A 23,834-nucleotide genomic window follows, 5' to 3' on the forward strand; every position below is an offset into this window, starting at 1 on the left:
CGTCGTTCCCGCGCAAGCGGGAATCCAGCGGCTGCGGCGGGTTCTAGACCTGGGCCTCGCCCCCGAACGCGGAATCCTTGCGCGGCCGTCGGCGCAATGCCGGCACGATGAAGAGCAGCAGCAGAATGCCGGTCGCGATCATGATCGTTCCGCTGACTGGCCGAGTGAAGAAGACCGAGGGATCGCCGTCCGACAGCTGCAGCGAGCGGCGCAGGTTCTCCTCCATCGCGGGCCCCAGCACCATGGCGAGGATCACCTGCGGAAACGAGCACCCGAGCTTGGCCAGGGCGTAGGCGGCGAAGCCGAAGAACGCCATCAACAGGACATCCACGCCGGTGGTGCTCAGGCTGTACACGCCGATCGCCATGAAGCTCATGATGATCGGGAAAAGCAGCCGATACGGCACCTGCAGCAGCTTCACCCAGATGCCGATGAGCGGCAGGTTGAGCAGCACGAGCATCAGGTTGCCGATCCACATGCTGGCGATCAATCCCCAAAAGAGGTCCGGCCGCGACGTCATGACCTGCGGTCCGGGGATGATGCCCTGGATCATCATGGCGCCCAGCATGAGCGCCATCGATGCGCTCGGCGGGATGCCCAGGGTCAGCATCGGAATGAAGGTGGTCTGCGCGCAGGCGTTGTTCGCGCTCTCCGGACCCGCAATGCCCTCGATCGCCCCCTTGCCGAAGCGCGACGGATCCTTGGCGATCTTCTTCTCCACCATGTAGGAGGTGAATGCGCTCATCGTACCGCCGAGGCCGGGCAGCGGGCCGAACACCGCACCGATCGAAGTACCGCGCAGCATCGGGCCGAACGAGGTCTTCAGATCCTGCCAGCGCGGCATCAGCCCCTTGATCCTGCCCTTGAGGATCGTTTGCGTCATCTCCGGGCCGCTCAGATTGCGCACGATCTCGGCCAGCCCGAAAACGCCCATGGCGATCACGGCAATGCCGATGCCGTCGCTCAGTTCGGGCACACCGAAGGTGAAGCGCAGCCTGCCCGAGTTGACGTCGGTGCCGACGATGCCGATCAACAGGCCCACGACCACCATGCCGAGCGACTTCAGCAGCGAGCCCGATCCGACCACCGAGGCGCACACCAGCGCCATGAGCATCAAGGCGAAATACTCCGGCGAATTGAATTTCAATGCCACGTTGGCGAGGGGAGGGCCCAGCAGCGCGATCAGCAGCGTTCCGACGCAGCCGGCGAAGAACGATCCGATCGCCGCGATCGCCAGCGCCGGCCCGGCCCGGCCCTGCTGCGCCATGGGATGGCCCTCCAGCAGAGTCACCACCGAGGAGCCCTCGCCCGGCAGATTGACCAGGATCGCGGTGGTCGAGCCGCCGTAATCCGAACCGTAATAGATGCCGGCCAGCATGATGAGCGCGGCCACCGGGGGGAGCACGAAGGTCAGCGGCAGCAGCATCGACATGGTGGCGAGCGGCCCGATGCCCGGCAGCACCCCGATCAGCGTGCCGAGGAACACGCCGAGGAAGCAGTACATCAGGTTCTCCAGCGTCAGCGCGACGCTGAACCCCAGTGCGAGGTTGGGAAAAAGGTCTGCCATCAGTAGCTCCACCAGAACAGCCGATACGGCAGCTCGAGGCCGTAGGAGAAAATCGCGACCGCGCCGGCCGTCACGAAGACGCTGAGCACCAGGGTTTCCTTCCAGTGCACATCCTTGTGCGCCAGGGCGCAACCGGTGATCAGGACGAGCAGCGAGGGCACGAACCCGACATCGGCCTCCATGAGCAGGGCGAACGCGACCAGGGCGGCCGGCAGGACGAGCCAGGGTCTGAACGACCAGTTGCTCCAAGCCAGGTCTTCGCCGTCGGTGGCCTCGGTCTTGAACGAGAGCGCACCCATGACAAGGCCGAATGCGACCAGGATGCCCCCCAGCCACATCGGAAAATACCCGGGCCCCATTGCGAGCGCGGTCCCCATCCGGTAGTTGTGGGAGAGGTACATGGAGAGCGCTCCGAGCGCGACGAAGAAGATCGCGCACCAGAAGTCTTGCGGGTTCTTGATTTTCAGTCGCACGACATTCCTTCCTCCAGGGTCACGCTGGCGAACCGGTTGCTACCTGCTGCCGCAGCCGGCGGGCCGCTCCTCCCGGCCGTTGCCTTCCCTCTCTGATACCATCGCCATATGCCGGACGGCGCGGACGGGCGGTCGAGCAAGCCGGCCGCACCCGCTCGGGGCGTTCCTTCTTCCAAGCGCGCGGTTGCTGCAGATTCGGAGGAAAGACATGGATTCGATCGAAGCAGGTGACACGTCCTTGTTCGCCAGGTTGATCCAACGTCTGGTCCGGATCGGCCGCTTCCTGGTCTTCCTCGGCACGGCCGGCTGGCTCTTCCCTCACGTCTGCACCGAGGCGATGGATCTTACCCGCATCCAGAACGAGCATTCGGCCAGTCAGGGTTAGCGGGCCGCATGCAGGTGCGGATGGGATACGCGCCGAGCGCCGGCCCGCCGCAGCATCGTCCATCCGCATCCTGCCTACTTCGGGCTGACCTGCTCACCGCGGGCAAGCCTTCCGAGCCGCATCAGAACTTGATGCCGAGCTCCTTGATCGCCGCTTCGATCTCGGTGTATTCCTGCGCCAACTCCTTCTTCAGATCATCGGGGCTTACCCAATCTGCCGAGTCGCTTCCGACCGCCTGCAGCCGCTTGGTGTACTCGGCCGAATTCATGCCGTCGCTCACGACCTTGTTCAGCGCCAGGACAATCGGCTTGGGCGTCTTGGCCGGAGCCCACAGGACATACGCGTTGGCGACGACCGTGTTGAAGCCCTGCTCCTTGAGAGTCGGCATGTCGGGCAGCGCCTTGACGCGCTTGGTGCCCAGGTTGCACAGGCCGCGCACTTTTCCGGTCTTGATGGCACCGACGGCCGCCATGGCGCTGGTGGCCGCCATGTCGATCTCTCCACCCATCAGGGCGAGCAGCGACGGCGCGCTGCCTTTGTACGGGATGTACTTGATGTCCATCCCGGATTCTTTCGACAACTGAGACATGCCGATATGCACCGCGCTGCCGATTCCGGAGCTGCCCGAGTAGGTCAGCTGCTTCTTCTTGGACAGCGCGATGAGGTTCTTGATCGAGGTGGCCGTCACCCTGGGGTGGACCACCAGGATGTAGGGCTGCTCGGTCATACGAACCACAGGCTGGAAGGTCTTCAGTACGTCGAACTCGACCCGCTTGGCCGCACCCTGCATGAGCAGCCCGAAGCCGTTCTGATACAACGTGTACCCGTCGGGCTGGGCGCGGGCCGCGATGCCGCTCGCGATGGTCCCTCCGCCTCCGGGACGCGACTCCACGATCACGTTCTCGTCCCAGGACTTCTGCAGGATCTCGGACGTCATTCGGGCCACCATGTCGGCACCCGCGCCCGGGTTCACCGAAATGATGATCCGGATCGGGCGTGTCGGATAGTTGGCCGGCTTCTGCTGCGCGAACGCCGCCACCGATTGCCCCAATGCCGCTCCAGCGAGCACGTAAATCAGCTTCCTCGTCATGGTCTTCATGGTCCTTCCTCCTCGGATGAACAACACTATCCTACCCCTTGCCACTTTTTGTCGCGCGCCCGGATGTTCGCCGGGTGCGGCCAGGGCTTTTGCTACGCGGCAGGCGCTGCCAGGCGCCTGCCGACGGTTCATTTGGTCTGCCCTTTCGTCAGAGCTTCAGGCCGAGCTCCTTGATCGCCACTTCGAGCTCGGCGTACTCGCTTGCGACCTGCTTCTTCAAATCGTCGGGGCTTGCCCAGTCGGCCGAGTCGCTGCCGACCGCCTGCAGCCGCTTGGTGTACTCGGGCGAATTCAGCCCGTCGCTCACGACCTTGTTGAGCGCCGCGACGACCGGGCGCGGCGTCTTGGCCGGCGCCCAGAGGTACTTGATCTTGAGGCCGGCTTCCTTCGCGAGCTGCGACATGCCGATGTGTACCGCGCTGCCGATGCCGGAGCTGCCTGAATAAGTCAGCTCCTTCTTCTGCGACAACGCGATCAGCTCCTTGACCGAGTTTGCCGTGACGCCCGGCTGAGCCACCAGGATGTAGGGCTGCTCGGTCGAGCGCACCACTGGCTGGAACGTCTTCAGGATGTCGAATTCGACCCGCTTGGCCGCTCCCTGCATGAGCAGCGAGAAGCCGTTCTGCAGCAACGTATAGCCGTTCGGCTCTGCCCGGGCCGCGATGCCGCTCGCGACCACGCCGCCGCCGCCGGGACGGGATTCCACCACGACGTTCTGGCCCCAGGCCTTGCTGATGACCTCGCTCGTCATTCGCGCCACCATGTCCGAACCCGCCCCAGGCGCCACCGAGATGATGATCCGGATGGGGCGCGTCGGATAGCCGGCGGGCTTGTCTTGCGCGAGTGCTGCGGCCGATTGTCCCAGTACGACCGGGGCGAGCAGATAGATCAATTTCTTTTTCATGGTTCTTTCCGATTCTATGAATATTGGTGTGTGCTCTGTTTGGTGCTGGTTTGTTTCGATTGCCACTCTAGGATTTTCGCTCCTTGCGCACGAACCCGGCGAGCTTTTCCTTCCACTCGTCGGAGTGCATGCATCCCACCCAGGCCTCGACGTCGTAGCGCAGGCCTGCGGTGAGCCCCACTTCCATCGATTGACTCAGCGCGCGCTTGGCTTGGATGACGCCGACCGACGGATACGAGGCGATCTTGCGTGCCATCGCCATCGCTTCGTCCATGACCTTGTCCAGCGGCACGACCTTGTTGACGAGGCCCAGCTCCTTCGCCTCTTTCGCGTCCCAGCGCCGGCCGGTGAAGATGAGCTCCCGGGCCATCTGGTAGCCTACCAGGCGCGGCAGGCGCTGGCATGCGCCGCCGCCGGGAAAGAACCCATGCGTGACTTCGGGCAGGGAGAAAATCGCATTGTCGGAGCAGATCGAGATGTCGCACTGGAGCACCATCTCGTAGCCGCCCGCCATGCAGTAGCCCTTGATGGCCGCGATCACCGGCTTCATCACGCTCGAAAGCGCGCTGGTCGATTTCGCCGTCAGATAGTGCCGGTCGTGCACCATCTCCCCGGTGCTGCGGCTGGAACGCTCTTTCAAATCCGCTCCGGTGCAAAACGCCTTGTCCCCGGCGCCGGTTATGACGATGACCTTGACGTTCGGATCCTCGTCGAGCCTGGGATACAGCTCGAGCAGATCGAGACGCAGCTGCCGGTTGATGGAGTTGAGCGCTTCGGGGCGGTTCAGCGTCAGGACGGCGATGCCGTCTTCGATGCTGAGCAGGTGCGCGGGGGCATTGGCCATGGATTTCGGTCCTGGAGAGTGGCGTCAGTCGTAGGCGGCCGGGCGCAATGCAAGACGAGCGGCTGAACGCGCCGTACCGCGGGTGTGAATGCAACGCCGACACTATATCAAATTCAAATCGCACGCACGGCGGGCGCTCGGCATCCCGCCCGTGCTGCTCTACAGGACTGCACACCTCGATCCGGTTGAATGCGACGCTTGCGAGAGTGCCAATGCGCGGCGCGTCTGGCAAGTCGAGCGTGCGCGTTCGTTGGAAGCCCTACGGCGTTGCCTCAAAGAACGTTGCGCTGGCCGACCCCGGTGCGCTACATTGAATGAACCGATTATCGAATCGTGGAACGAGGAACGAGCCGACCATGCCGATCAATTCAGACGAAGGAATCCGCGAGTTGCTCGCAAGCACCCGGACGATTGCCCTGGTGGGGGCGAGCCCGAATCCGCAACGGGCGAGTCACGCGGTCATGCACTACATGCTGGACCGCGGCTATCGTGTCATCCCGGTCAATCCGAACGAGCAGGAGATTCTGGGGCAGAAGGTGTATGCGTCGCTCGAGGCGATTCCCGAGCCGGTCGACATGGTGGATGTGTTTCGCACCGCCGAAGCCGCCGGGCCGGTGTGCGACGAAGCGATCGCGATCGGCGCCAAATCGGTATGGCTTCAGCTCGGCGTGATCAACGAAGCGGGCGCGCGGCGCGCCGAGGCGGCCGGATTGAAAGTCGTGATGGATCGCTGCCCGGCGATCGACATGCCTCGGCTGGGGATGGGCCCGGCGAATCCGCACAAACCGAAGCGCGCATAAGGCGAAGCGCGCATANNNCGAAGCGCGCATAAGGCGAAGCGCGCATAGGCCGAAGCGCCCCGCGAGCTGAGCGCGGCGCTCCGGCGCGGGAGAGAGCTGCCCGCTGATGCGGGCAGGCTCCTGGGTACGGATCAGGGCTGGAACTTGATTCCCGCCGACTTGATGATCTTGGCATAGCGCGCGATCTGCTCTTTCAGAACTCGCGACATGTCGTCCGGCGAGGTCGTGATGTACGGCTCGACGCCTTGCTTGTCGAACGTCGCCTTGGTGCTCGGCGAGCTCAGGATCTTCTCGATGTCGTCGTTGAGCTTCTCCAGGATCTTGCGCGGCGTCTTGGCCGGAGCCACTAGCCCCGTGACCGTCGTCAGGCCGTAGCCCGGCAGGCCGGCTTCGTCGAAGGTCGGCACGTCCTTCAGCGCATCCAGGCGCCCCTCGCCCGTGATGGCCATCGGCCGCAGCTTGCCCTGCGCGATCATGGGGATCACGGTGATCGGGATCTGAAACGACATCTGCACCCGGCCGGCCAGCAGATCCTGGGTTGCAGGACCGGAGCCCTTGTAGGGAATGTGGGTGATGTTCACGCCGGTATCCAGCTTGAACAGCTCGCCCGACAGGTGCGTGTTGGTGCCGTGACCCGACGAGGCGAAGTTGAGCGCTCCGGGTTTCGCCTTGGCCAGCGCGATCAGCTCCTTCAGGTTTTTCGCCGCCACCGACGGATGCACGACGAGGACCACGCGCTGCTTTGCGATCGTCGCGACCCCGGTGAGGTCCTTGGTCACGTCATAGGGCAGGCTCGGCAGCAGGCTCGGGCCGCTGAACATCGACGATCCGGACCAGCCGATGTTATAGCCGTCCGGCGTGGCGTTCACCAGCACCTGGGTGCCGATGACGGTGTTGCCGCCGGGGCGATTGTCGACGATGCACGTCTCTCCTCCCCAGACTTCCGAGAGCTTCGCGCAGATGAAGCGCGCCATCGGGTCGGTGCTGCCGCCGGGCGGGTAGGGCAGGACGTAGCGCACGGGGCGCGTCGGATACTTGTCCTGCGCCAGCGCAGGAGCGGCAGCAGCGGCTGCAATAGCAGCAGCAGCAGAAGCTGCAATGGCGAGCGAAACGGCGTGTGCGATGTGTGCGTGCGACTTCAAGACGAACTCCTCCTCGAGTTTCGGACTGCGATGCGCGCAGCCGAAAGCAGTGGGAACGAACGACGGTGGAACAAAACAGGACTTGGGACGCTGCAAATTACCATGCCGCGATTCCAATACGCGGACCCTATTCAGGATCGGATCGAGCTCGCAAAGTTCGCGCCGAGCGCGCTTGCAGCCGGCGACGCGGTAAACGACGTTGCGGAGCCGAATCGATTGACTGCGGCCCGAATCGAATCGCCTGCGGCGAGTGCGATCGGAATACTCGGGAACGGCTAGTTATAACAGATTCGCTGCGGTTGACTGAGCGCGGCCGAATGGGAATACTCGGCTCGCCCTGCGTAACGACCCATCTCACACGACCCGAAAAGAGACCCGGTTGGATTGGATCACACGCGAAATCGCCATCGGCAACTGCGACGACGCAGTCCGCCTCGACGGACTGCGCAATGCAGGGATTGCCGGCATCCTGTCGTTGACGGGGTGGCCCAATAGCGCCAACAACATTCATGGCATCGACTGGCGCTGCGTCGAGCTCATCGACGGGGAAGGCAACGACGTCATCCGGTTGCAGCAGGCGGTGTGGCACTTGCACGAGCTCGTCACGACTCGGGGTACGGTGCTGGTCCATTGCATGGAAGGCGTGAGCCGCTCGCCGCTCGTGGTGGCGAGCTACCTGGCCGACACGGCCGGGCGTGCGTTCGACGACTGCCTGCGGGAAGTGGCGCAATCGCGCGGCCGGCTGAACATTCAGCCGGGCTTGCTCGATTTGCGGCGCGCCTACGAGGCCGCCATCCAGCCGCACGAACGGATTTCCGAGCTCGCGCTGCGCTCTGCCCTACCGCTTGCCTCGGAGTGACGGATTCGCTCGCGTCGGCGTGACGGATTACATCCCGCGCGCGCGACAACGACTCCACTTGCTTCGCGCCGCAGCGATGTCGCCGATTCGCACCGTCCGCTCCATCATGACCGTCCCGAGCCGCGGCAGTGTGTCGCCGCCGCTACCGTCCTATCCCTTATCCCACGGCGTCTCGGCCACCGCGTTGCGCGCGCCGATTCGGCCGAAGGCGAGGCACTCGCCGATGTTGCCGGTGCCCTGGTACATGTAGCTGTAGATCGAGCCCAGTTCGCCGGCGCTGTAGAGCCGCGGGATCGGGGTGTCGTCGGGGCGCACGATCTGCGCCTTGGCGTTGCGCCGTGGCCCGCCTTGCGTATTGAGCATCGAGGGCGAAAGCTCGATCGCGTAGTACGGCCCTTGGCCGAACGCAGCGAGCATGACTTTGCGCCCGAACGCTTCGTCCTTGCCGCTCGCGCAGGCCGCATTCCAGCGCGCGACGGTGGCCGGTAGCGCTTCGGGATCGAGCCCGATGTCGCGGGCCAGCTCGGGGAGCGTGTTCGCGCGCTTGATCCAGCCGCGTTCGAGCTCGGCACGATTGTCATCACTCCAATCGTAGCGCTCGACGAGGCGGCCCCAGCCGCTGACCGGCTTCTTGTCGTACAGCGGGCCAGCCGAGAACACGGCGTGATCGAATACCATGAACATCGGACAGGGCACCGGCGTCGGAGTCCATTTGCCGTGCTTGCGGATCTTGCCGTGCATGGTCTTCAGCTTCTCGTTGCAGAACCGGGTTGCATCCGGCCCCACCACGATCATGCCGCCCGGCTGCTCGTGGCTGAAGTGCAGCGGCGTCATCGAAAACGTCGTCTTGTACTCGGGCACCTTGAGCGCCATCGACGGGCCCGCGTAGTTGTTCATGTGCCACAGGTCGGCGCCCACCATGAGGCCCATGCGCACGCCGTCGCCCTCGTTGTGCGGCGAGCCGTTGGTGTAGCAGTAGGGCAGGCCGGGGAGGTAGTTGCGGATCATCTCCTGGTTGTTCTCGAAGCCGCCGCAGGTGAGGATCACGGCCTTGCGCGCCTTGACGAACACGGGCTTGCCGTCGCGTTCGGCGCGCACGCCGAGGATCTCGCGGCTGATGCCGTCCTGGATCAACTCCCGCGCCGGCGTTTCGTACAGCACCTCGAGCGGGCGCTGCTTGACCGACTTTTCGAAGAAGGCCCAGGTCTGCGAGTAGCCGAGGATGTCGCCGTTGTGGAACTTGTGCACGCAATCCGAGCCGGGCAGTTCGGGGAACTCGATGCCGACCGGCTGGTGCTGGTGCTCCTGCGGGTCGCCGCCGATGGCTGCGACCCAGTCGTTGTTCCTGTGCACCTCTTGCGCCCATACCCGGGCCATGTCCTGGGGAATCTTGAAGTTGCCGCACATCGCATTCAGATACGTGACGGCCTTGTCCACGTCGGACACGTGCAGGTAGCCCTGGCCCGCCACGCGGGTGTTGCCGCCCTCTTCGCCCTCGGGCGCTTTCTCCAGCATCAGAACCTTCGCGCCGAGATCGTGCGCGGTGATCGCAGCGGCCGCGCCGGCGCCGCCGAATCCCACGATCACCACGTCCGCTTCACGGTCCCACTTCCCGGGTAGCCACGGTTGTTGCACCTTGAATTGACCTCCGACATTGGCGGCGGCTCGCATGCAAGCCGCCGCCGCTGCGCGACCGCTGTGCGGCGCGCGGTTGAATCGGTTCGGCACGGAGCTTTCCGCGTTGCCGAACGCAGTCTGCGAGTTTAGCGTTTTTGGCCTGTTCCCTGGCCGGAATCCAGGTATCCTGCGGCGCTGCCGGCAGATAAGTTCTCATCGTGGACATTATCGGCTGTTGAGAACCCGGGACGGCGCCGTCGCAGGGCGCGATCACGGCGGCCGCTCAAGCGAGAACCGGAGCGGCGCAGGCTCCTCGGGCGGCCGCCGGTTGCATCTCTCATGGTGGACTTGGCTCGCGAGCAAAGCCAACCAGAACATCGTTCCTTGTCCTACAATTGTCCAGCCGCACATCGCAACAGGCGACACGGACAACGCGCGAGTCGATTCGCGCGGTTTCACCTGAGCCGATTCATGCATCACCCGGCGCGCCGGCATCCGGGGCGCCGCGCAACCCGAGGAGATCGTTATGGGAACGACCGAAACACTGGCGCGCTGGATTGCCGACACGACCTATGAGCAAATCCCCGCCGCGGCGATCGAGCAGGCGAAGAAGTCGATACTCGACTACATCGGCACGGCGACGTATGGCACCAGCTCGCAACTCGGCAAGATCATGCTCGAGTTCGTCCGCGAGCAAGGCGGCAATGCGCAGTCGCGTGTCATCGGCACGAACATCCGCACCGCCAGCGCACAGGCGGCATTCGCCAACGGCACCACGGGCCACTCCGAGGACTTCGATGATCTGGGCGGCTGCGGCGGACATCCCGCCACCGTGCTCACCCCGACGGTTCTCGCCCTTGCCGACGAGCTGCATCTGTCGGGCACGGAGGTGTTGACCGGGTGGGTAGTGGGTTACGAGATCGGCACACGGCTGAGCGCCAACAATCACACCGATCGCGATTGGCACCCCACCGCGATCTACGGCACGATGGCGGCCGCGGCGGCAGCTTCGAAGCTGTTGAAGCTCGACGCGGAGAAAACCCGCATGGCATTGGGCATCGCCGGCTCCGAAGCCGGGGGCTTGAGGCGCAACTTCGGCACCATGACCAAGCCCTTCCATCCGGGGCAGGCGTCCAGGAACGGCATCATCGCGGCCAAGCTCGCGGCCAAGGGCTTCAGCTCGGATCCGGACATCATCGAGGGCCGGCAAGGCTACGCCGACAACTTCGGCGGCGAGAAGTGCAGCATCCCGAGCATGACCAAATTCCTCGGCAAGGTGTACTACCTGGAGGAAGAGGGCACGCGCATCAAGCCGTGGCCGTGCTGCGGCGGCAACCACCAGACGCTTACGAACCTGCTGCCGTTCATCAAGGAGAAGAAGCTCAAGGCGCAGGATGTCGAGTCGGTCGAGCACATCGGCCCGAACATTCCGTGCACGGGCGCGCTGCTGCGCACCGAAGTGCGCCAGGGCCTGGAAGGCAAGTTCAGCCTCGCCTACAACATCTCGGCCGCCTTCATCGACGGCAAGGTGGATTACGAGACCTTCACCGACAAACGTGCGGCCAAGGGCGATCTGCAGGCGTTCATGCAGCGCGTGCGCCTGGTGCGCAACACCGACGTAGTGCTGCGCCGCCCGCATATCGCCGACGGGAATCTGGACGCCCGCCTGCGCATCAGCATGAAAGACGGCACGGTGCACGACTTCGTGATGAAGACCGCGACGCACCTGACCGGCGATGCCGTGATCGACAAATTCCGCATGAATACCGAGGCGATCCTGGGCAAGGACAAGGCGTCCACCGCGATCGAGCTGGTGCAGCGCCTGGAGAAGGTGAAGGACGTCGCCCAGTTGCTGGACGTGGTGACGATCGCAGCCTAACGAGGAGGGGGAGGTCGTGGCGGGAGTTCAGGAGAATCTCCTGGACTCCCTCTACGCTGACTTCGAAGTCGCGCCTCGGACCACACCGTCCGCCCATCTGCGCGTCCCGCCCTTCCTTGGCAGGCGGGGAATGCTTATGTCATCCCCTCCTCTCATGAGGAGGGGTGGCGCGAAGCGCCGGGGTGGTGTGGTGCTCGATCGCACGAGAACCACACCGTCCGCCCATCTGCGCGTCCCGCCCCTCCTTGGCAGGCGGGGGGAATGTTTGGACCTTCCCCGCCGCTCACGAGGCGGGGTGTCGGCGAAGGAGACGGGGTGGTGTGGTTCCCGGTGAGGCTATCGAGCTCGCAGCTCAATCCTCGGCCGGCATCAGGATGCTGGGCACGATGCACGCTCCCGTCCCGGCCGCGGTGGTATCGCCCTTCTGATTCGTGGCGCTCACCTCCACCGCGATGCGATAGCCATCGGGCTCCTTGGCCACCGCGGTGATCTTGCCCTTGAACGTTACCGAATCCCCCGGTCGCACCGGGCGCAGAAAGCGCATGTCGACCGATCCCTTGCGGTTGTAGAACTCGGGCCCGAAGTAACGGCGCAAAAGCTCCGTGGCGAAGGTGAGCGACATGCGCCCCGAGGCGACGGTGCTGCTGGTGCCCAGCGTATTGCGGGCGCTCTCGGCGTCCGTGAACTGGCTCGGCCCGGTGGCGCCCCCGCTCTTCTCGAACAGGTTGATCGCCTCCTGCGTCATGGTCTTGGTGAGCGGCGGCAACTCGTCGCCGACATTGAACGTGCGCGCTATTGCCATTTCTTTCCAACCTCCGAAGGCTGCTTCAACTCGTGCGTGACTACGCGGTCCAGCAGGCGGCCGTCTTCGTCGACCGAGATCGCTTCGGTGACGAGGTAGGTCTTGCCGCGGCGCGCATACTTGTCCGTGATCCAGGCCTGGACGTTGATGCGCTTGCCCGGCATCGGCGCGTTGTAGCAGTAGAACGCGCAGCGCGCGTTGACCGAACCGTTGTCGCGGTAGACCTCGTGGTAGGGACGCACGTCCACCTTGTGCGAAATGGTGGGGAAGGACGCTTCCGGGTCCATCACGCCCCTGCGGAATTCATCGATCATCTCCTGCGTGAGCACATAGGAAAGCGAGGGCAGCTGCTCGGGCACCTCGAGTTTCTCCCAATCCAATAGCTTGCGATTTTCGTCGTCGTGAGCCATGTCGATTCCTCTTCGGTCGGACGGCCGCGGGCCTGAGCGAGCGGCAGCAGCGCGTCGAATATCGAGTGAGCAATGGTATTCCATTTGGCGGCGCATGCGAAATGCGCCGGCTCGCCTTTACGTCGTGTAGCGCGGCGAGCCGGTGCGGCTGCATGTGGCACACGCATGAGCCGGATCACCCCATCTGCCGGATCACCACATCTGCCGCAGCAAATCCACCAGCTCGGACTCGTCCTTCACCTTGCGCGCATTCTGATGCAGGTAGAAGTCGCCCATGGCATCGTGCGCGATGCGGCCGATGTCTTCTTGCGGGATGCGGGCATCGCGCAGCCGCACGGGCATGCCGAGACGCCGGTAGAAATCCTCGACGAAGTCGGCGGCGCGGCGGGCCGCGTCGATCTGAGAGAGTCCGTCGCCGACGCCCAGACCCTGGGCCAGCCGCGCGAGACCGGCGGCGGTCGGCTCGAGGTTGAACCGCAAGCCCCAAGCCGTCGTGAGGGAATACGCATCGCCGTGCGTCACGTTCTCGTACAGCGTGTCGACCACGTGCCCGAGCGAAGAGATGATGCCAAACGCTCTTCCGCGCATACTGTCGAGAGCGCGGTTGCTCAGGAACGATGCGGCGACGAGATTCATGCGTGCGGTCGCGTTCTGCGGATCGGTGCGAATGAGCGGCAGGCTTTCCAGCGACAGCCGCAGGCCCTGCAGGAAGTCGCCGTGCGAGATCGGATTGGTCCGGGGTGCGGCTGCGCCGGTGAGAATGCCGCTGAAGGCCGAGGCCGCGGTGCTGAGATAGAGATCGGCCGGCGCGGTCGCGAGCGCGTCGTCGTCCCAGATCATCGCGAACGGACGCGTCTTGGGATCGAACAGCTCCAGCCGATGATGCGTCTCGGTATCCATGACCGCCGTTCCCGCGCGTGTCATCGCGGTGCTGGGCGTGGTGAGGACGAGGATGTTGGGAATCTTCGGCGCCATGAGCCGCGGGCTCACCGGCGCCTGTCCGGGCGGATACTGGGTGCAGATCTGGTGGATGTCGCCTTTCTCGGCGAGCAGGATGATGATCGCGCGTGCTGTCACCATCGCGCTGCCGCCGCCGATCGCGACGATCAGATCGGCATTGGCTGCGCGCGCGGCAGCCGTTCCCTCATGCACCGACGGCAGCGGCGAGGACGTCGCCACGCCATCGAAGACGCCGGCGAACTTTTCGGCGAGATTGTCCTTCACGCGGGCGACCAGGTCGGTTCGGGTCGCGACGGACTTGCCGCAAACCACGAACGCACGCTTGGCCTTGGTGCGGTCGACCTCGCCGCGCAGCTGGTCGAGCGAACCCTTGCCGGCGTGGATGCTCAGCGGGAACGAGCGGTGGCGAAAAGGGGCGGCGGCTTCCATGGGCGACTCCTTGCATAACGTTCCTGTGAGACAGCTTGCATGATAGCCATGCAATAATCCGCGGGCCATGGCTGCGAACAAACAGGCACCCGACGAGTACGACATCCTGCGCGAGCGCATCCTGCGCGGCGAGCTTCATCCCAGGCAGCGCCTGGTGGAGACCGAGCTTGCCGAGAACCTGAGCTCGAATCGTGCACGCATCCGCCGGGCGTTGGCGCGGCTCGAACATGACGGTCTGGTAGCGATCGAGCCCTATCGCGGCGCCTACGTACGCATGGTGAGCGAGGCGGAGGCCGTCGAGATCTTCGAGACGCGCGGCGTGCTCGAGCCTTACCTGGTGCGCCGGACGGCTGCGCGCGCAACCAGCGCCGACAAGACGCGATTGCAGGCGCTGGTGAAAGAGATGCAGGATGCCTTCGACCAAGGCAATCCCATGGTCGTGGGACGCAGCTCGCGCAAGATCCGCGAAGAGATGTGGCGCATCGCCGGCCAGCAGACCATCACCAACCTGCTCGCGATGCTGAACACGAAGCTGATCCGCTTCTGGTACCGCTCGGTGATGGTTTCCGATCGTGCGACCAGCATCAGGAGCGAGCTCACCGCGGCGGTCGATGCGATCTGCGCGGGCTCGGCCGAAGAGGCTTCAGCTGCCATGAAGCGCTATCACGACGACGCGATGGCGGCATTGCGCCAGGCCATGCAGCTTCGCGCCGGGGGCGGCGACGGCGACGTCGCCTGAAGGCGGTAGGGGTCAGGTCTTGCATGTTGCATCCCCGACCCCGACAACGCCCACGCGGCAACGCGGCGGGATGCAACATGCAAGACCTGACCCCCGCGCGACCCCCGCGCTAGGCCTTCCAGATGTCGCCGCTCTTCGCCAGGTGCCGAATCGGGGTTACGCTTTCCACAGTCCACCCCTTCTTCTTCAGCCACTCGTCGAAGTCCGCCTGCGAAACGCCGTGACATTCGGCGATCATCCGGCCGTCCCCGAGCGCATACACGCTCGTGATGGTCGTCTTCGGGTCGATGCGCCACTGCGGCGTTTCCTTCAGCTCCTCGCCGAAGCGCTTCAGGTCGTCCCAGCCTGGCGCTTTTCCAATCGCAATCCAGCGTGCCATGAGTTCCTCTTCGATGAACGGTCAGGATGTCTGTTCGGAGTGAAAGGTGAAGGGTGAAACGTGAAAGGGACCTTTCAATTCACGCTTCACTTCTTCACGTTTCACACGGATCACCTCGGCTGCTCGCAGAGTGAAGCGTGAAAGGTGAAACGTGAAGGGGCGAACCTTTTCACTCTTCACTTCTTCACATTTCACTCGGATTCCCCAGCCGTTCGGGCCTACTGACTAACGAGTTTCTTCGGCGGAACGAACGGGTAGAGGATCGGCTTGCCGTTGCGGATGGGCAGCACGATCGTCGCCCGTCCGGGGCACGTCTCGGCGTAGTGGCGCATGCCGACGTCGAGATCGAGGAAACCGAGACCCTCTTCCTCGTACTTCTTCGTGACCTTCGCCCAGATCGTGAGCGTGTCGCCCGGCACGATCATCGCGCGATGCTGGAAGCTCACCTTCCACGGCCAGCCGTCGGGCAGGCAGAGATCCTTCAGGTAGCGCGGCAGGATGCTTTGCTTCCACGACCCCTGGCCGAGGACGTTGGGCAGCTGCTCGTGGTAGATGGCGAAGCTCTGATCGTAGTGGATGCGATGCCAGTTCTCGATCGCAGCGCTCCAGCGGAACAGGTGCGTCGCAGTCAGCGGACCGATGACGAGCGGCGGAAACTCGTAGCCCACCTCGACGTCGTCCCAATAGGTCTGCTTCTTGTCCCTCAGTTCTTGCGCGGTTGTCATCAGCCGAATCCTCAGCGCCGGATCGACGAGGCGCGCAGGATGCACAGCACCTCGTCGTTCTGGTTGGTGTAGACCGTTTCGGTGGTCACGATCAGCATGCGCGAAGCATCCTTGCCGACGCGCTCCTTGATGTCCGCGTACTTTGCCTGCGAGAAGATGCGATCGCCGAGCTTCGGGTATTGCCGCACCTCGATCTCGTTGCCGGCGTTGAGGGTGCGCACGAGCGGGGTCGGGAGGTTCGGCAGCCCACCGCGCGTTTCCGGTGTGCGCACGCCCTGGATGCCGTCGGACTCCGGATTTTCCTCGAAAGCCCGGGTGATCGGATCTTCCGCGCCGGGGCGCGTGCGCCGGCCGATGTACGTGCAATAAATGGGCGGGGTGACGATGCCGCCGAACTTGGTCTTCTTGGCGAACTCGTCGTCCCAATAACGGGGATCGGGGTCCATGATGGCCTGCGTGAAAATGCGCAGGCCCTCACGCTCGATTCCCCACGGGAAGCTCGCCTCGATCTTTTCGGCCGTCGCGCCGATGACCGCCTTGACCTCGGGAGTGAGAGCGCTTTCGCCCTGGGCAGCGGCCTGGCTCATGCGGCGGCCTCTTTCTGCTCGGTTTCAGCAATCGCGGCACGCACGTCTTCCACCTTGGGAAAGAAAGGCTCCTGCCACGGCCAGTTGCCGTTGACCTCGAACATGGCCTGACCCTTCTCCAGCCGCTCCAGATAGGGGCTGGTGATCTGCTCGGTCCACGGCGAGATGCCGCCTTCGTAGAGCTTCGGCCCGTACATGAAATGCTTGGCCTGGTCCAGAGTTTCGACGAAAGGCGCATTGGCGTCGAACAGACGCTCCTTCTTCATCGGCCGCGGACCCGCGCGCGAGACATGGCCCCATGCCTGGCGTCCCAGGATTTCTTCCAGCAGCCAGACGCACTCGATCAGCTTGTCCATGTCGACGCCGGTCTCGATGCCCATGCCGTCGAGCATGTGCATGAAGTCTTCGGTGGGCATCATGCCGGTGGCCTGGCCGGTGCCGCAGTACGGGCAGCCGCCGATGCCGCCGAGCGTGCCTTCCATGCGCAGCGTGTCGCGCTCATCGAGCATGCGGATGGCGGTGTAAGCCGAGGCGATCGCCATGCCGCGCGCATTGTGCAGGTGGGCGCGAAACTCGGTGATGTCGGGCCACTGGCGCTTGACGCGCGAGAACATCTCCTCGATTTTTGCCGGGTGCACCCAGCCCATCGGGTCGCCGACCGAGATCGAGGTGACCTTGATGCCGGCGGCATCCCAGAGCTCGTGCTGCTTTTCCATGAACTTCATGGTCACGTCGACGGAGAAGTCGCCGACGAAGTTGGAGCCGAAGGTGGCGTTGGTGCCGATGCCGGCTTCCTTGGCGCCCTTGGCCTTGGCCGTCGCGATCGTCTTGGCCCAGCCGGCCATTTCCTTCATTTGCGAGCGGTTGTAGTTGCGGCGCGTGAAGACATCGCACTGGTGGCAGCTCGTGCGCGGCAGGCTCTTGCCGCGGGACAGGGTCAGCGGCGGCGAGAACGCGCGGGCGCGTTCCATGCCGCGCTCGTTCGGGATCATCGCGAGATAGGTGACGCCTTCCTTCGGCTTGAAGTTGATCAGCACATCCTCGATGCGCTTCATTTGCGGCGTGTACTTCGGGCTCACGAAGGAACCGACCACGATGTTCTGCAGTCCGGTATCGGAGAGGGCATTGAGCAGCTTGACCTTGTCCTCGGTCGGGATCGAGGCACTTTCGATCTGCATGCCTTCTCGCATCACCTCTTCGGTGAAGACGATCTTCGGATAGCGTTGAGCCATGGGAGTCTCCTTGAGATGGTGGCTTGCGCCGCTAGCAAGTGTACGAGATTTTTTTGCGAGACCGGGTCGCCGCGGTTGCGCTCGAACGCCTGCGACGAAGTGCAAACGATTGCATCACGCTGGCCATACAGTGTCAACCGTTTTGTCCACCGCTATGTTATCTTCGAGCGCTGGCGTCGCGACGGGCGAGCCACGCGTTACGCTCGATCGCGCACCGCGATTTTTGAGCGGGGCGACGGAACGCAGTGACCACGAATAGAACGAAGTCGACCACCACCGCATGCCATCCATGGCATGCGCCAAGCACTGACCGATAGACCAGGCTGTGAGCTGCTATCCCCTTGCGGAGTCGAATGCGTGTTGCGTTCGCCCGGCTGAAGCCGGTCACGGGAACGCGTGCGCGATATTGCTAACACCGCGGCCCGCGCTGCCTCCGGTCACGAACCTGCGCGAATCCGCGCCGCGCGCCGCCAGGACCCGGGCGCGTTTCGCCGTGTCCTTGGTTTCGCCGTGTCCTTGACTGCCACTCGATAAACAGGATTGCCGCACGACATGCTGCCTGCAATACTCGACGACTTGAAGGTGCTCGACCTGAGCCAGGGGCTCGCGGGTCCGATCTGCGCCAAGATCCTCGCCGACTTCGGCGCCGACGTGATCAAGGTGGAGCCGCCCGCCGGCGACGCGGGGCGCCGGATGGGGCCGTACTTCGGCGAGGCACCGCATCCGGAAAAAAGCCTCGTCTTCCTGCTCGCCAATCTGAACAAGCGCGGCGTGCGGCTCGACCTCGACGATGCGCAAGGGCGCGAGCTGTTGCGCCGCCTGGCGAAATCCGCCGACATCATTGTCGAGAGCTATCAGCCCGGATACCTCGCATCGCTGGGACTCGGTTATGAGTCGCTCGCAAAAGACAATCCCGGCCTCATCGTGGTGTCGATCACGCCGTTCGGTCAGACCGGTCCGTACAGCAGCTACGAATCCGAGGAGATCGTCACCTACGCGTTGAGCGGCATCATGAGCATCAGCGGTATGGCCGACCGCGAGCCGCTCAAGCACGGCGGCATGCAGTCGCAGTACGAGGGCGGGTTGAGCGGCGCGTTCGGCGCGCTCGCCGCGCTTCATGCCCGCGATCTGCACGGCGAGGGCCAGCAGGTGGACGTCTCGCTGCAGGACGTGGTCGCTTCGACCCTGATCGTGCATCAGCCCATGTACAGCTGGACGGGCGCGGTACAGGGACGGCGACGGCCGGGCGGCGCTCAGTACGGCCATGTGCAGCGCTGCAAGGACGGCTTCTTCATATGGCAGACGGGCGGCGGCGCCGAATGGAGCGACATCGTCGAGTTCTTCGGCATGGAAGCGCTCAAGGAGGAACGCTTTGCCACCGTGTCGGGTCGCACCGTGCACGGCGAAGATCTCGACCGGCTGGTGCTCGAGGCGACCAAGGACCGGACGATGCAGGAGCTGTTCCACACGGCATCGGAGAAGTACCACATGCTGTTCGGCGTCGTGCAGGAACCTGCCGACCTCGCCCGCTGTCCCCACCTCGAGGCGCGCGAGTTCTTCCAGGAAGTCGACCATCCAGTGATCGGTCGCATCAAGGTTCCGTTCCGCCTCTGGAGCATGCCGGAGGCTCCCGCGGTCTACCGCTGCCCGGCGCCGCTGCTGGGACAGCACAACCTCGATGTGTACCGCGAACTGGGGCTCGACGAGGATAGCCTGCAGACGCTCGCGGCGCGCGGCGTGATCTGAACCCACGACCTCGAACTCGCGCACCACACATGGACCATGGCCAATGATACGCATGAGCAAATTGCCGCTGGAAGGCATCCGGATCATCGACAGCAGCTACGTGTTCGCGGGCCCGTATGCGACCGGGCTGCTGGGTGACCTGGGCGCGGAGGTGATCAAGATCGAGGGCCCGGCACGGCCCGACTTCACCCGCGGCGGCGCATTTTCCGGTCTGCTGCCCGACAACGACCCGCAGGACGACCCGTGGAACCGCACCAGCACCTACAACCTGGTGAACCGCGGCAAGAAGTCGCTGGTGGTGGACCTGTCGCGCAAGGAAGGGCGCGAGGTACTGGTCGATCTGCTGAAGGTGAGCGACATCATCGTCGAGAATTTCACCCCGCGCGTCATGCGCGGCTGGGGCCTCGACTATCCGAACCTGCAGAAGATCAATCCGGGCATCATCATGGTGTCGAACACCGGCTACGGTCGCGGCGGTCCCTACTCGTCGTATCCCGCGCAGGCCACCACCCAGGAAGCGACCCACGGGCTGGCGGCGGTGACCGGGTACAGGGGCGGCGAGCCGTCGAAGGCGGGACAGTCGTTCGTGGACTTCCTTGCGGCCTGGGCGATCGCGAATGCCGCGATGCTGGGATTGCGCTACCGCCGCCGCTTCGGGCGCGGCCTGTGGGCCGATATCGGCATGTACCAGCTCGGCTGCTATAACGTGAGCGAGTATGTGCTCGACCAGATTGCCAACGGCGCACCCGGCGAACGCATCGGCAACCGGCATCGCCAGTACGCGCCGCAAGGCTGCTATCGCTGTGCCGGCAAGGACGCCTGGTGCGTGCTGAGCGTTCGCGACGACGAGGAATGGCGCGCACTGTGCGCGGTCATCGGGCGCCCGGAGCTTGCCGTCGATGCGCGTTTTGCAACCGAGGCGGTGCGGCGCGCGAACCACGACGCGATCGACGAGATCATCTCGCGCTGGACGGCTACGGTGAGCAAGACGGAGGCGATGCAGCGGCTGCAATCGGCCGGCGTGCCGGCCGGCGCAGTGCTCGACGGCAAGGACTTGCACTTCGATCCGCAGTTGAAGGCGCGCGGTCTGCTCGAGATGGCGCATTACCCGCAGGCGCGGAACATGGGTTCGCGCCGCCCGATCGTCGGCCGGCCGTGGAAATTCAGCGCCATGTCGCCCGCGGTGCAGGCTTCGGCACCGACGTTCGGCCAGCACAACCGCGAAGTTCTCCAGGGTATTCTGGGGTACGATGAATCGCGCTGCGTTGCACTGGAGAGCGCCGGCGTTCTGGTGGACAAGCCGACGAAGGTCCGGCCGATACCGGACTTGAGCATGGACAAGCGCGTGGAGCTCGGGCGGCTCGCGTACTGGGAGCCCGACTACAAGCGAAAGCTGGGGATTGCTTGACTTCGTACGGACGCATTCCAGCAGGTGCGGATGCTCTGCGCTCGTCAGACGTTGCGCTCGTCAGACGTTCCTTTGATCAACGGAAGGAAGACCATGGACTTTGCATATACACCGGAGCAGGAAGCGCTCAGGCGCGAAGTGCGCCAGTTCATCAAGGAGAACGTGACGTCCGATCTCGCCGAGGAGATGGACATCCATGCCAACGCTGAGCGCCCGCGCGGTACGTCGCCGAAGGCGCACGAGTTCTACCAGAAGATCTACGAGCGGGGCTGGCTCGGCATCACCTACCCCAAGGAGTACGGGGGGCAGGGCGGCGACCGCCTGACGCAGTACATCGTCGAAGAGGAATTCGTGCGTGCGGGCGTGAACATCTCGCTGGGCGGCAGCGGCGCGCCGGCGATCATGGCGGCCGGCACCGAGGAGCAGAAGCAGTACTACGTCCCGCGCCTCATCAAGCGCGAGATCTCGTTCTGCCTCGGTTTCACCGAGCCGCACGCGGGCGCCGACCTCGCCAACCTCAAGTGCAGCGCGGTGCGCGACGGCGACCACTACGTGATCAACGGCCAGAAGATGTACACCACGGCCGCGCACTCGGCGACCCATATCTATCTCATGGCGCGCACCGATCGCACCGCGCCCAAGCACGAAGGCATCTCGATCTTCCTCATCTCGATGGATACGCCCGGGATCACGGTGCGGCCGCTGTGGACCATCCAGAACAACCCGACCGCGCCCATGGACACGACCTATGGCGCGTCGCGCACCAACGAAACCTTCTTCGACGACGTGCGCGTGCACAAGTCCACTTTGCTAGGCGAAGAGAACAAGGGCTGGCGCGTGGGCTCCATGGGCCTGAATCTCGACCGCGTCGGCGCGTCGCGCTACCTCATCTCGGTGCGCCGCGACGAGGACATCGTCAACTTCGTCAAGTCGAACAGCTTCGACGGCTTCGAGCTTGGCAAAGACGCGGCGATTCGCGACAAGATCGCCGAGATGTGGATCGAAGCGCAAGTCTGCCGCCTGATGACGATGCGCAGCATGTCGATCGTCGAGCGCGGCGGCAAGTTCACCTACGAGGGCTCGGCCGAGAAGGTGTGGGCGCCGGAGCACGGCGTGCGCGTCACCGAGGCCATCACCCAGATGCTGGGGCCGTACGCCAGCCTGCTGAGGACTTCTCCCCACGCAGTCGAGGACGGGGTGTTCGGGCACAATGTCATGGGGTCGTTCCAGTCCGGCATCAATCACGGCAGCGTGCAGGTCATGCGTGATCAGGTGGCGCGCCGAGGCCTCGGGATGCCGTCGTCGCGCAAATCCAGGAAAGTGGAGGGCTAGTCAATGGACGTATTGATGAACGATGACGAGCGCATGATCGCCGATAGCGCCCGTGAATTCCTCGATGGGGAATGCCCGCCCTCGCTGGTGCGGGCGATGGAAACCGATCCGCTGGGCTACCCCAAGGATCTGTGGGCCAAGGTGGCCGAGCTCGGCTGGCAGGGGATGTGCATGCCGGAAGAGGTCGGCGGCTCCAACATGCCGCTGGTGTACCTGGGCCTGATCCTGCGCGAAGCCGGCCGGGCGTTGGCGCCCCTGCCGCTGCACAGCACCGCGGTCGCGGCGCTCACCATCGCACGCGACGGCACGCAAGCCCAACAGGACAAATACCTTCCCGATGTGGTCGCCGGCAAGTCGATCATGACCTGGGCTTTCACCGAGGACGATCCGCGTTTGATCCCGGCGGCGGTGAAGATGCAGGCCAAGGCGCAGGGCGAGGACTTCGTGTTGAACGGCGTGAAGCTCTTCGTCGACAACTTTCCGGCCGCGGATCACGTCCTGGTGGTTGCGCGCACCAAGTCCGGCTCGAAGGCAGCCGAAGGACTTACGCTCTTCATCGTTGACGCCAAATCGAAGGGCATCAGCGACAAGGGGCTCATCACGCTGGCCAAGGACCGGCAGAGCGAAGTGACGTTCAAGGACGTGAAGGTACCCAAAGCGAACGTCATCGGCGCGGTGGGCGAGGGCTGGCCGATCGTCGAGCGCATGCTCGATCGGGGCACGGTGCTGCTGTGCGCGCAGATGGTCGGTGCGGCGCGCAAGGACATCGAGATGGCGTTCGAGTACGCGAAGTTCCGCGAAGCGTTCGGCCAGCCGATCGGTGCCTTCCAGTCGGTGCAGCACATGTGCGCCGACATGCAGATCTGGGTGGACGGGGGCGAGCTGCTCACGTTCGAAGCGCTGTGGAAGCTCGATCAGGGGTTGCCCGCCTCGGTTGAAGTTTCGCAGGCCAAGGCGTTCTGCAACGAGAAGTGCGAGGCGGCCGTACGCCAGTCGCAGAGCATCCACGGCGGCATCGGTTTCATGATGGAGTTCGATCTGCAGCTGTGGTTCCGGCGGGTGTCGGCCTGGACCATGCGCCTGGGCACGGCGTTCGAGCATCGTGCGCGCATCGCCCATGCGCTGATCGATTTCCCCGGAACCGTCATTCTCGGCCGGCCGGTGCCGGTGGTGGCCGAGGAAGGCGACGCGAAGGCGCCGAAGTCCCGGTCCAAAGCCACAGCCACGGCCTAACGTAGAGGAGGAGTGTTCATGGCCAAGTGCCCAGTGTGTCAGGCGCCCGTAGACGAGGCGGCTGCGAAAGCGCAAACGGGGATGACGCCCGGCGGCGCGAAGGAAGTCGATCCGAAGATGGGAACGCGCCAGTTCCACGACGGGAGCTGGTATTACTTCGATTCGCTGGATTGCCGTAACAAGTTCACGCGCAATCCCGACAGCTTTCTCAAGCAGTCATCGTAGCCGCGATTCACAGCCAACCACCTCGTCCGCGACGCTGTCGCGTCCAGCCCCTCCTCGG

23 protein-coding genes are annotated in these 23,834 nt (G+C 64.4%); 9 read left to right on the forward strand and 14 right to left on the reverse strand.

All coding sequences use genetic code 11. The features are described from left to right. Positions 1 to 43: 43 nt before the first annotated feature. The 5 genes from GEV05_16380 to GEV05_16400 all read right to left on the reverse strand — a co-directional run bounded on the left by GEV05_16380 (position 44) and on the right by GEV05_16400 (position 5,272). A complete protein-coding gene (locus GEV05_16380) occupies positions 44 to 1,567 on the reverse strand; it encodes a tripartite tricarboxylate transporter permease (protein ID MPZ44941.1) in 1,524 nt (507 codons plus the stop codon). After that, positions 1,567 to 2,040: a hypothetical protein gene (locus GEV05_16385; protein MPZ44942.1), complete on the reverse strand. Its 474-nt coding sequence runs from the start codon at positions 2,038 to 2,040 to the stop codon at positions 1,567 to 1,569. Before GEV05_16385 ends, GEV05_16380 begins: the two co-directional genes overlap by 1 nt. A gap of 506 nt (positions 2,041 to 2,546) precedes the next feature. Then, complete coding sequence (locus GEV05_16390; protein ID MPZ44943.1) at positions 2,547 to 3,656, reverse strand: hypothetical protein; 1,110 nt, start codon at positions 3,654 to 3,656, stop codon at positions 2,547 to 2,549. A 16-nt stretch (positions 3,657 to 3,672) separates the two neighbouring features. Then, the gene (locus GEV05_16395) at positions 3,673 to 4,428 is read right to left on the reverse strand and encodes a hypothetical protein (protein ID MPZ44944.1); all 756 of its coding nucleotides are present in this window, start codon (positions 4,426 to 4,428) and stop codon (positions 3,673 to 3,675) included. Positions 4,429 to 4,495: 67 nt separating this feature from the next. Next, positions 4,496 to 5,272 (reverse strand): hypothetical protein, encoded by a 777-nt coding sequence (locus tag GEV05_16400; protein ID MPZ44945.1) that lies wholly within the window; start codon positions 5,270 to 5,272, stop codon positions 4,496 to 4,498. A gap of 356 nt (positions 5,273 to 5,628) precedes the next feature. On the opposite strand from GEV05_16400, the gene GEV05_16405 reads away from it, so the two are divergent. Beyond that, entirely contained in the window at positions 5,629 to 6,072 is a 444-nt protein-coding gene (locus GEV05_16405; protein ID MPZ44946.1) for a CoA-binding protein, read from the forward strand. Between the two features lie 131 nt (positions 6,073 to 6,203). Here the strand turns inward: GEV05_16405 and GEV05_16410 are convergent, their stop codons facing one another. After that, complete coding sequence (locus tag GEV05_16410; protein MPZ44947.1) at positions 6,204 to 7,214, reverse strand: tripartite tricarboxylate transporter substrate binding protein; 1,011 nt, start codon at positions 7,212 to 7,214, stop codon at positions 6,204 to 6,206. A 337-nt stretch (positions 7,215 to 7,551) separates the two neighbouring features. Here GEV05_16410 and GEV05_16415 point away from each other — a divergent pair, with 337 nt between their 5' ends. After that, the gene (locus GEV05_16415; protein ID MPZ44948.1) at positions 7,552 to 8,073 is read left to right on the forward strand and encodes a hypothetical protein; all 522 of its coding nucleotides are present in this window, start codon (positions 7,552 to 7,554) and stop codon (positions 8,071 to 8,073) included. A 150-nt stretch (positions 8,074 to 8,223) separates the two neighbouring features. Here the strand turns inward: GEV05_16415 and GEV05_16420 are convergent, their stop codons facing one another. Continuing rightward, positions 8,224 to 9,801 (reverse strand): FAD-binding protein, encoded by a 1,578-nt coding sequence (locus GEV05_16420; protein ID MPZ44949.1) that lies wholly within the window; start codon positions 9,799 to 9,801, stop codon positions 8,224 to 8,226. Positions 9,802 to 10,216: 415 nt separating this feature from the next. On the opposite strand from GEV05_16420, the gene GEV05_16425 reads away from it, so the two are divergent. Beyond that, a complete protein-coding gene (locus GEV05_16425; GenBank protein ID MPZ44950.1) occupies positions 10,217 to 11,569 on the forward strand; it encodes a hypothetical protein in 1,353 nt (450 codons plus the stop codon). Positions 11,570 to 11,921: 352 nt separating this feature from the next. Here GEV05_16425 and GEV05_16430 read toward each other — a convergent pair whose 3' ends face one another. The 3 genes from GEV05_16430 to GEV05_16440 form a co-directional block, all read right to left on the reverse strand. Next, positions 11,922 to 12,371 carry a hypothetical protein gene (locus tag GEV05_16430; protein ID MPZ44951.1) on the reverse strand — a complete coding sequence of 150 codons (450 nt, stop codon included), beginning with the start codon at positions 12,369 to 12,371 and terminating at the stop codon, positions 11,922 to 11,924. After that, on the reverse strand, positions 12,362 to 12,781 hold the full coding sequence (locus tag GEV05_16435; protein MPZ44952.1) for a hypothetical protein: 420 nt from the start codon (positions 12,779 to 12,781) through the stop codon (positions 12,362 to 12,364). The genes GEV05_16430 and GEV05_16435 overlap by 10 nt, the downstream gene beginning before the upstream one ends. A gap of 192 nt (positions 12,782 to 12,973) precedes the next feature. Further along, the gene (locus GEV05_16440) at positions 12,974 to 14,290 is read right to left on the reverse strand and encodes an iron-containing alcohol dehydrogenase (protein ID MPZ44953.1); all 1,317 of its coding nucleotides are present in this window, start codon (positions 14,288 to 14,290) and stop codon (positions 12,974 to 12,976) included. Here GEV05_16440 and GEV05_16445 point away from each other — a divergent pair. Next, the gene (locus tag GEV05_16445; GenBank protein ID MPZ44954.1) at positions 14,238 to 14,909 is read left to right on the forward strand and encodes an FCD domain-containing protein; all 672 of its coding nucleotides are present in this window, start codon (positions 14,238 to 14,240) and stop codon (positions 14,907 to 14,909) included. The genes GEV05_16440 and GEV05_16445 overlap by 53 nt on opposite strands. 109 nt (positions 14,910 to 15,018) lie before the next feature. On the opposite strand, the gene GEV05_16450 is transcribed toward GEV05_16445, so the two are convergent. The 4 genes from GEV05_16450 to GEV05_16465 form a co-directional block, all read right to left on the reverse strand. Beyond that, positions 15,019 to 15,288 (reverse strand): hypothetical protein, encoded by a 270-nt coding sequence (locus GEV05_16450; protein ID MPZ44955.1) that lies wholly within the window; start codon positions 15,286 to 15,288, stop codon positions 15,019 to 15,021. A 218-nt stretch (positions 15,289 to 15,506) separates the two neighbouring features. After that, entirely contained in the window at positions 15,507 to 16,013 is a 507-nt protein-coding gene (locus GEV05_16455) for an acyl dehydratase (protein MPZ44956.1), read from the reverse strand. 11 nt (positions 16,014 to 16,024) lie between these two features. Beyond that, a complete protein-coding gene (locus GEV05_16460) occupies positions 16,025 to 16,600 on the reverse strand; it encodes a hypothetical protein (GenBank protein ID MPZ44957.1) in 576 nt (191 codons plus the stop codon). Then, positions 16,597 to 17,832: a citramalate synthase gene (locus GEV05_16465; GenBank protein ID MPZ44958.1), complete on the reverse strand. Its 1,236-nt coding sequence runs from the start codon at positions 17,830 to 17,832 to the stop codon at positions 16,597 to 16,599. The genes GEV05_16460 and GEV05_16465 overlap by 4 nt, the downstream gene beginning before the upstream one ends. Before the next feature lie 552 nt (positions 17,833 to 18,384). On the opposite strand from GEV05_16465, the gene GEV05_16470 reads away from it, so the two are divergent. From GEV05_16470 to GEV05_16490, 5 genes are read left to right on the forward strand one after another with little or no spacing between them, the layout of a single operon-like run. Further along, complete coding sequence (locus GEV05_16470; GenBank protein ID MPZ44959.1) at positions 18,385 to 19,578, forward strand: hypothetical protein; 1,194 nt, start codon at positions 18,385 to 18,387, stop codon at positions 19,576 to 19,578. A gap of 43 nt (positions 19,579 to 19,621) precedes the next feature. Then, positions 19,622 to 20,986 (forward strand): hypothetical protein, encoded by a 1,365-nt coding sequence (locus GEV05_16475; protein MPZ44960.1) that lies wholly within the window; start codon positions 19,622 to 19,624, stop codon positions 20,984 to 20,986. Between the two features lie 30 nt (positions 20,987 to 21,016). Continuing rightward, a complete protein-coding gene (locus GEV05_16480) occupies positions 21,017 to 22,318 on the forward strand; it encodes a hypothetical protein (GenBank protein MPZ44961.1) in 1,302 nt (433 codons plus the stop codon). Positions 22,319 to 22,321: 3 nt separating this feature from the next. Continuing rightward, positions 22,322 to 23,551 (forward strand): hypothetical protein, encoded by a 1,230-nt coding sequence (locus GEV05_16485; GenBank protein ID MPZ44962.1) that lies wholly within the window; start codon positions 22,322 to 22,324, stop codon positions 23,549 to 23,551. A gap of 18 nt (positions 23,552 to 23,569) precedes the next feature. Continuing rightward, positions 23,570 to 23,776 carry a YHS domain-containing protein gene (locus tag GEV05_16490; GenBank protein ID MPZ44963.1) on the forward strand — a complete coding sequence of 69 codons (207 nt, stop codon included), beginning with the start codon at positions 23,570 to 23,572 and terminating at the stop codon, positions 23,774 to 23,776. The last annotated feature ends 58 nt before the right edge of the window (positions 23,777 to 23,834 follow it).

The organism is Betaproteobacteria bacterium (genome assembly GCA_009377585.1).
Taxonomy (GTDB): Bacteria; Pseudomonadota; Gammaproteobacteria; order Burkholderiales; family WYBJ01; genus WYBJ01.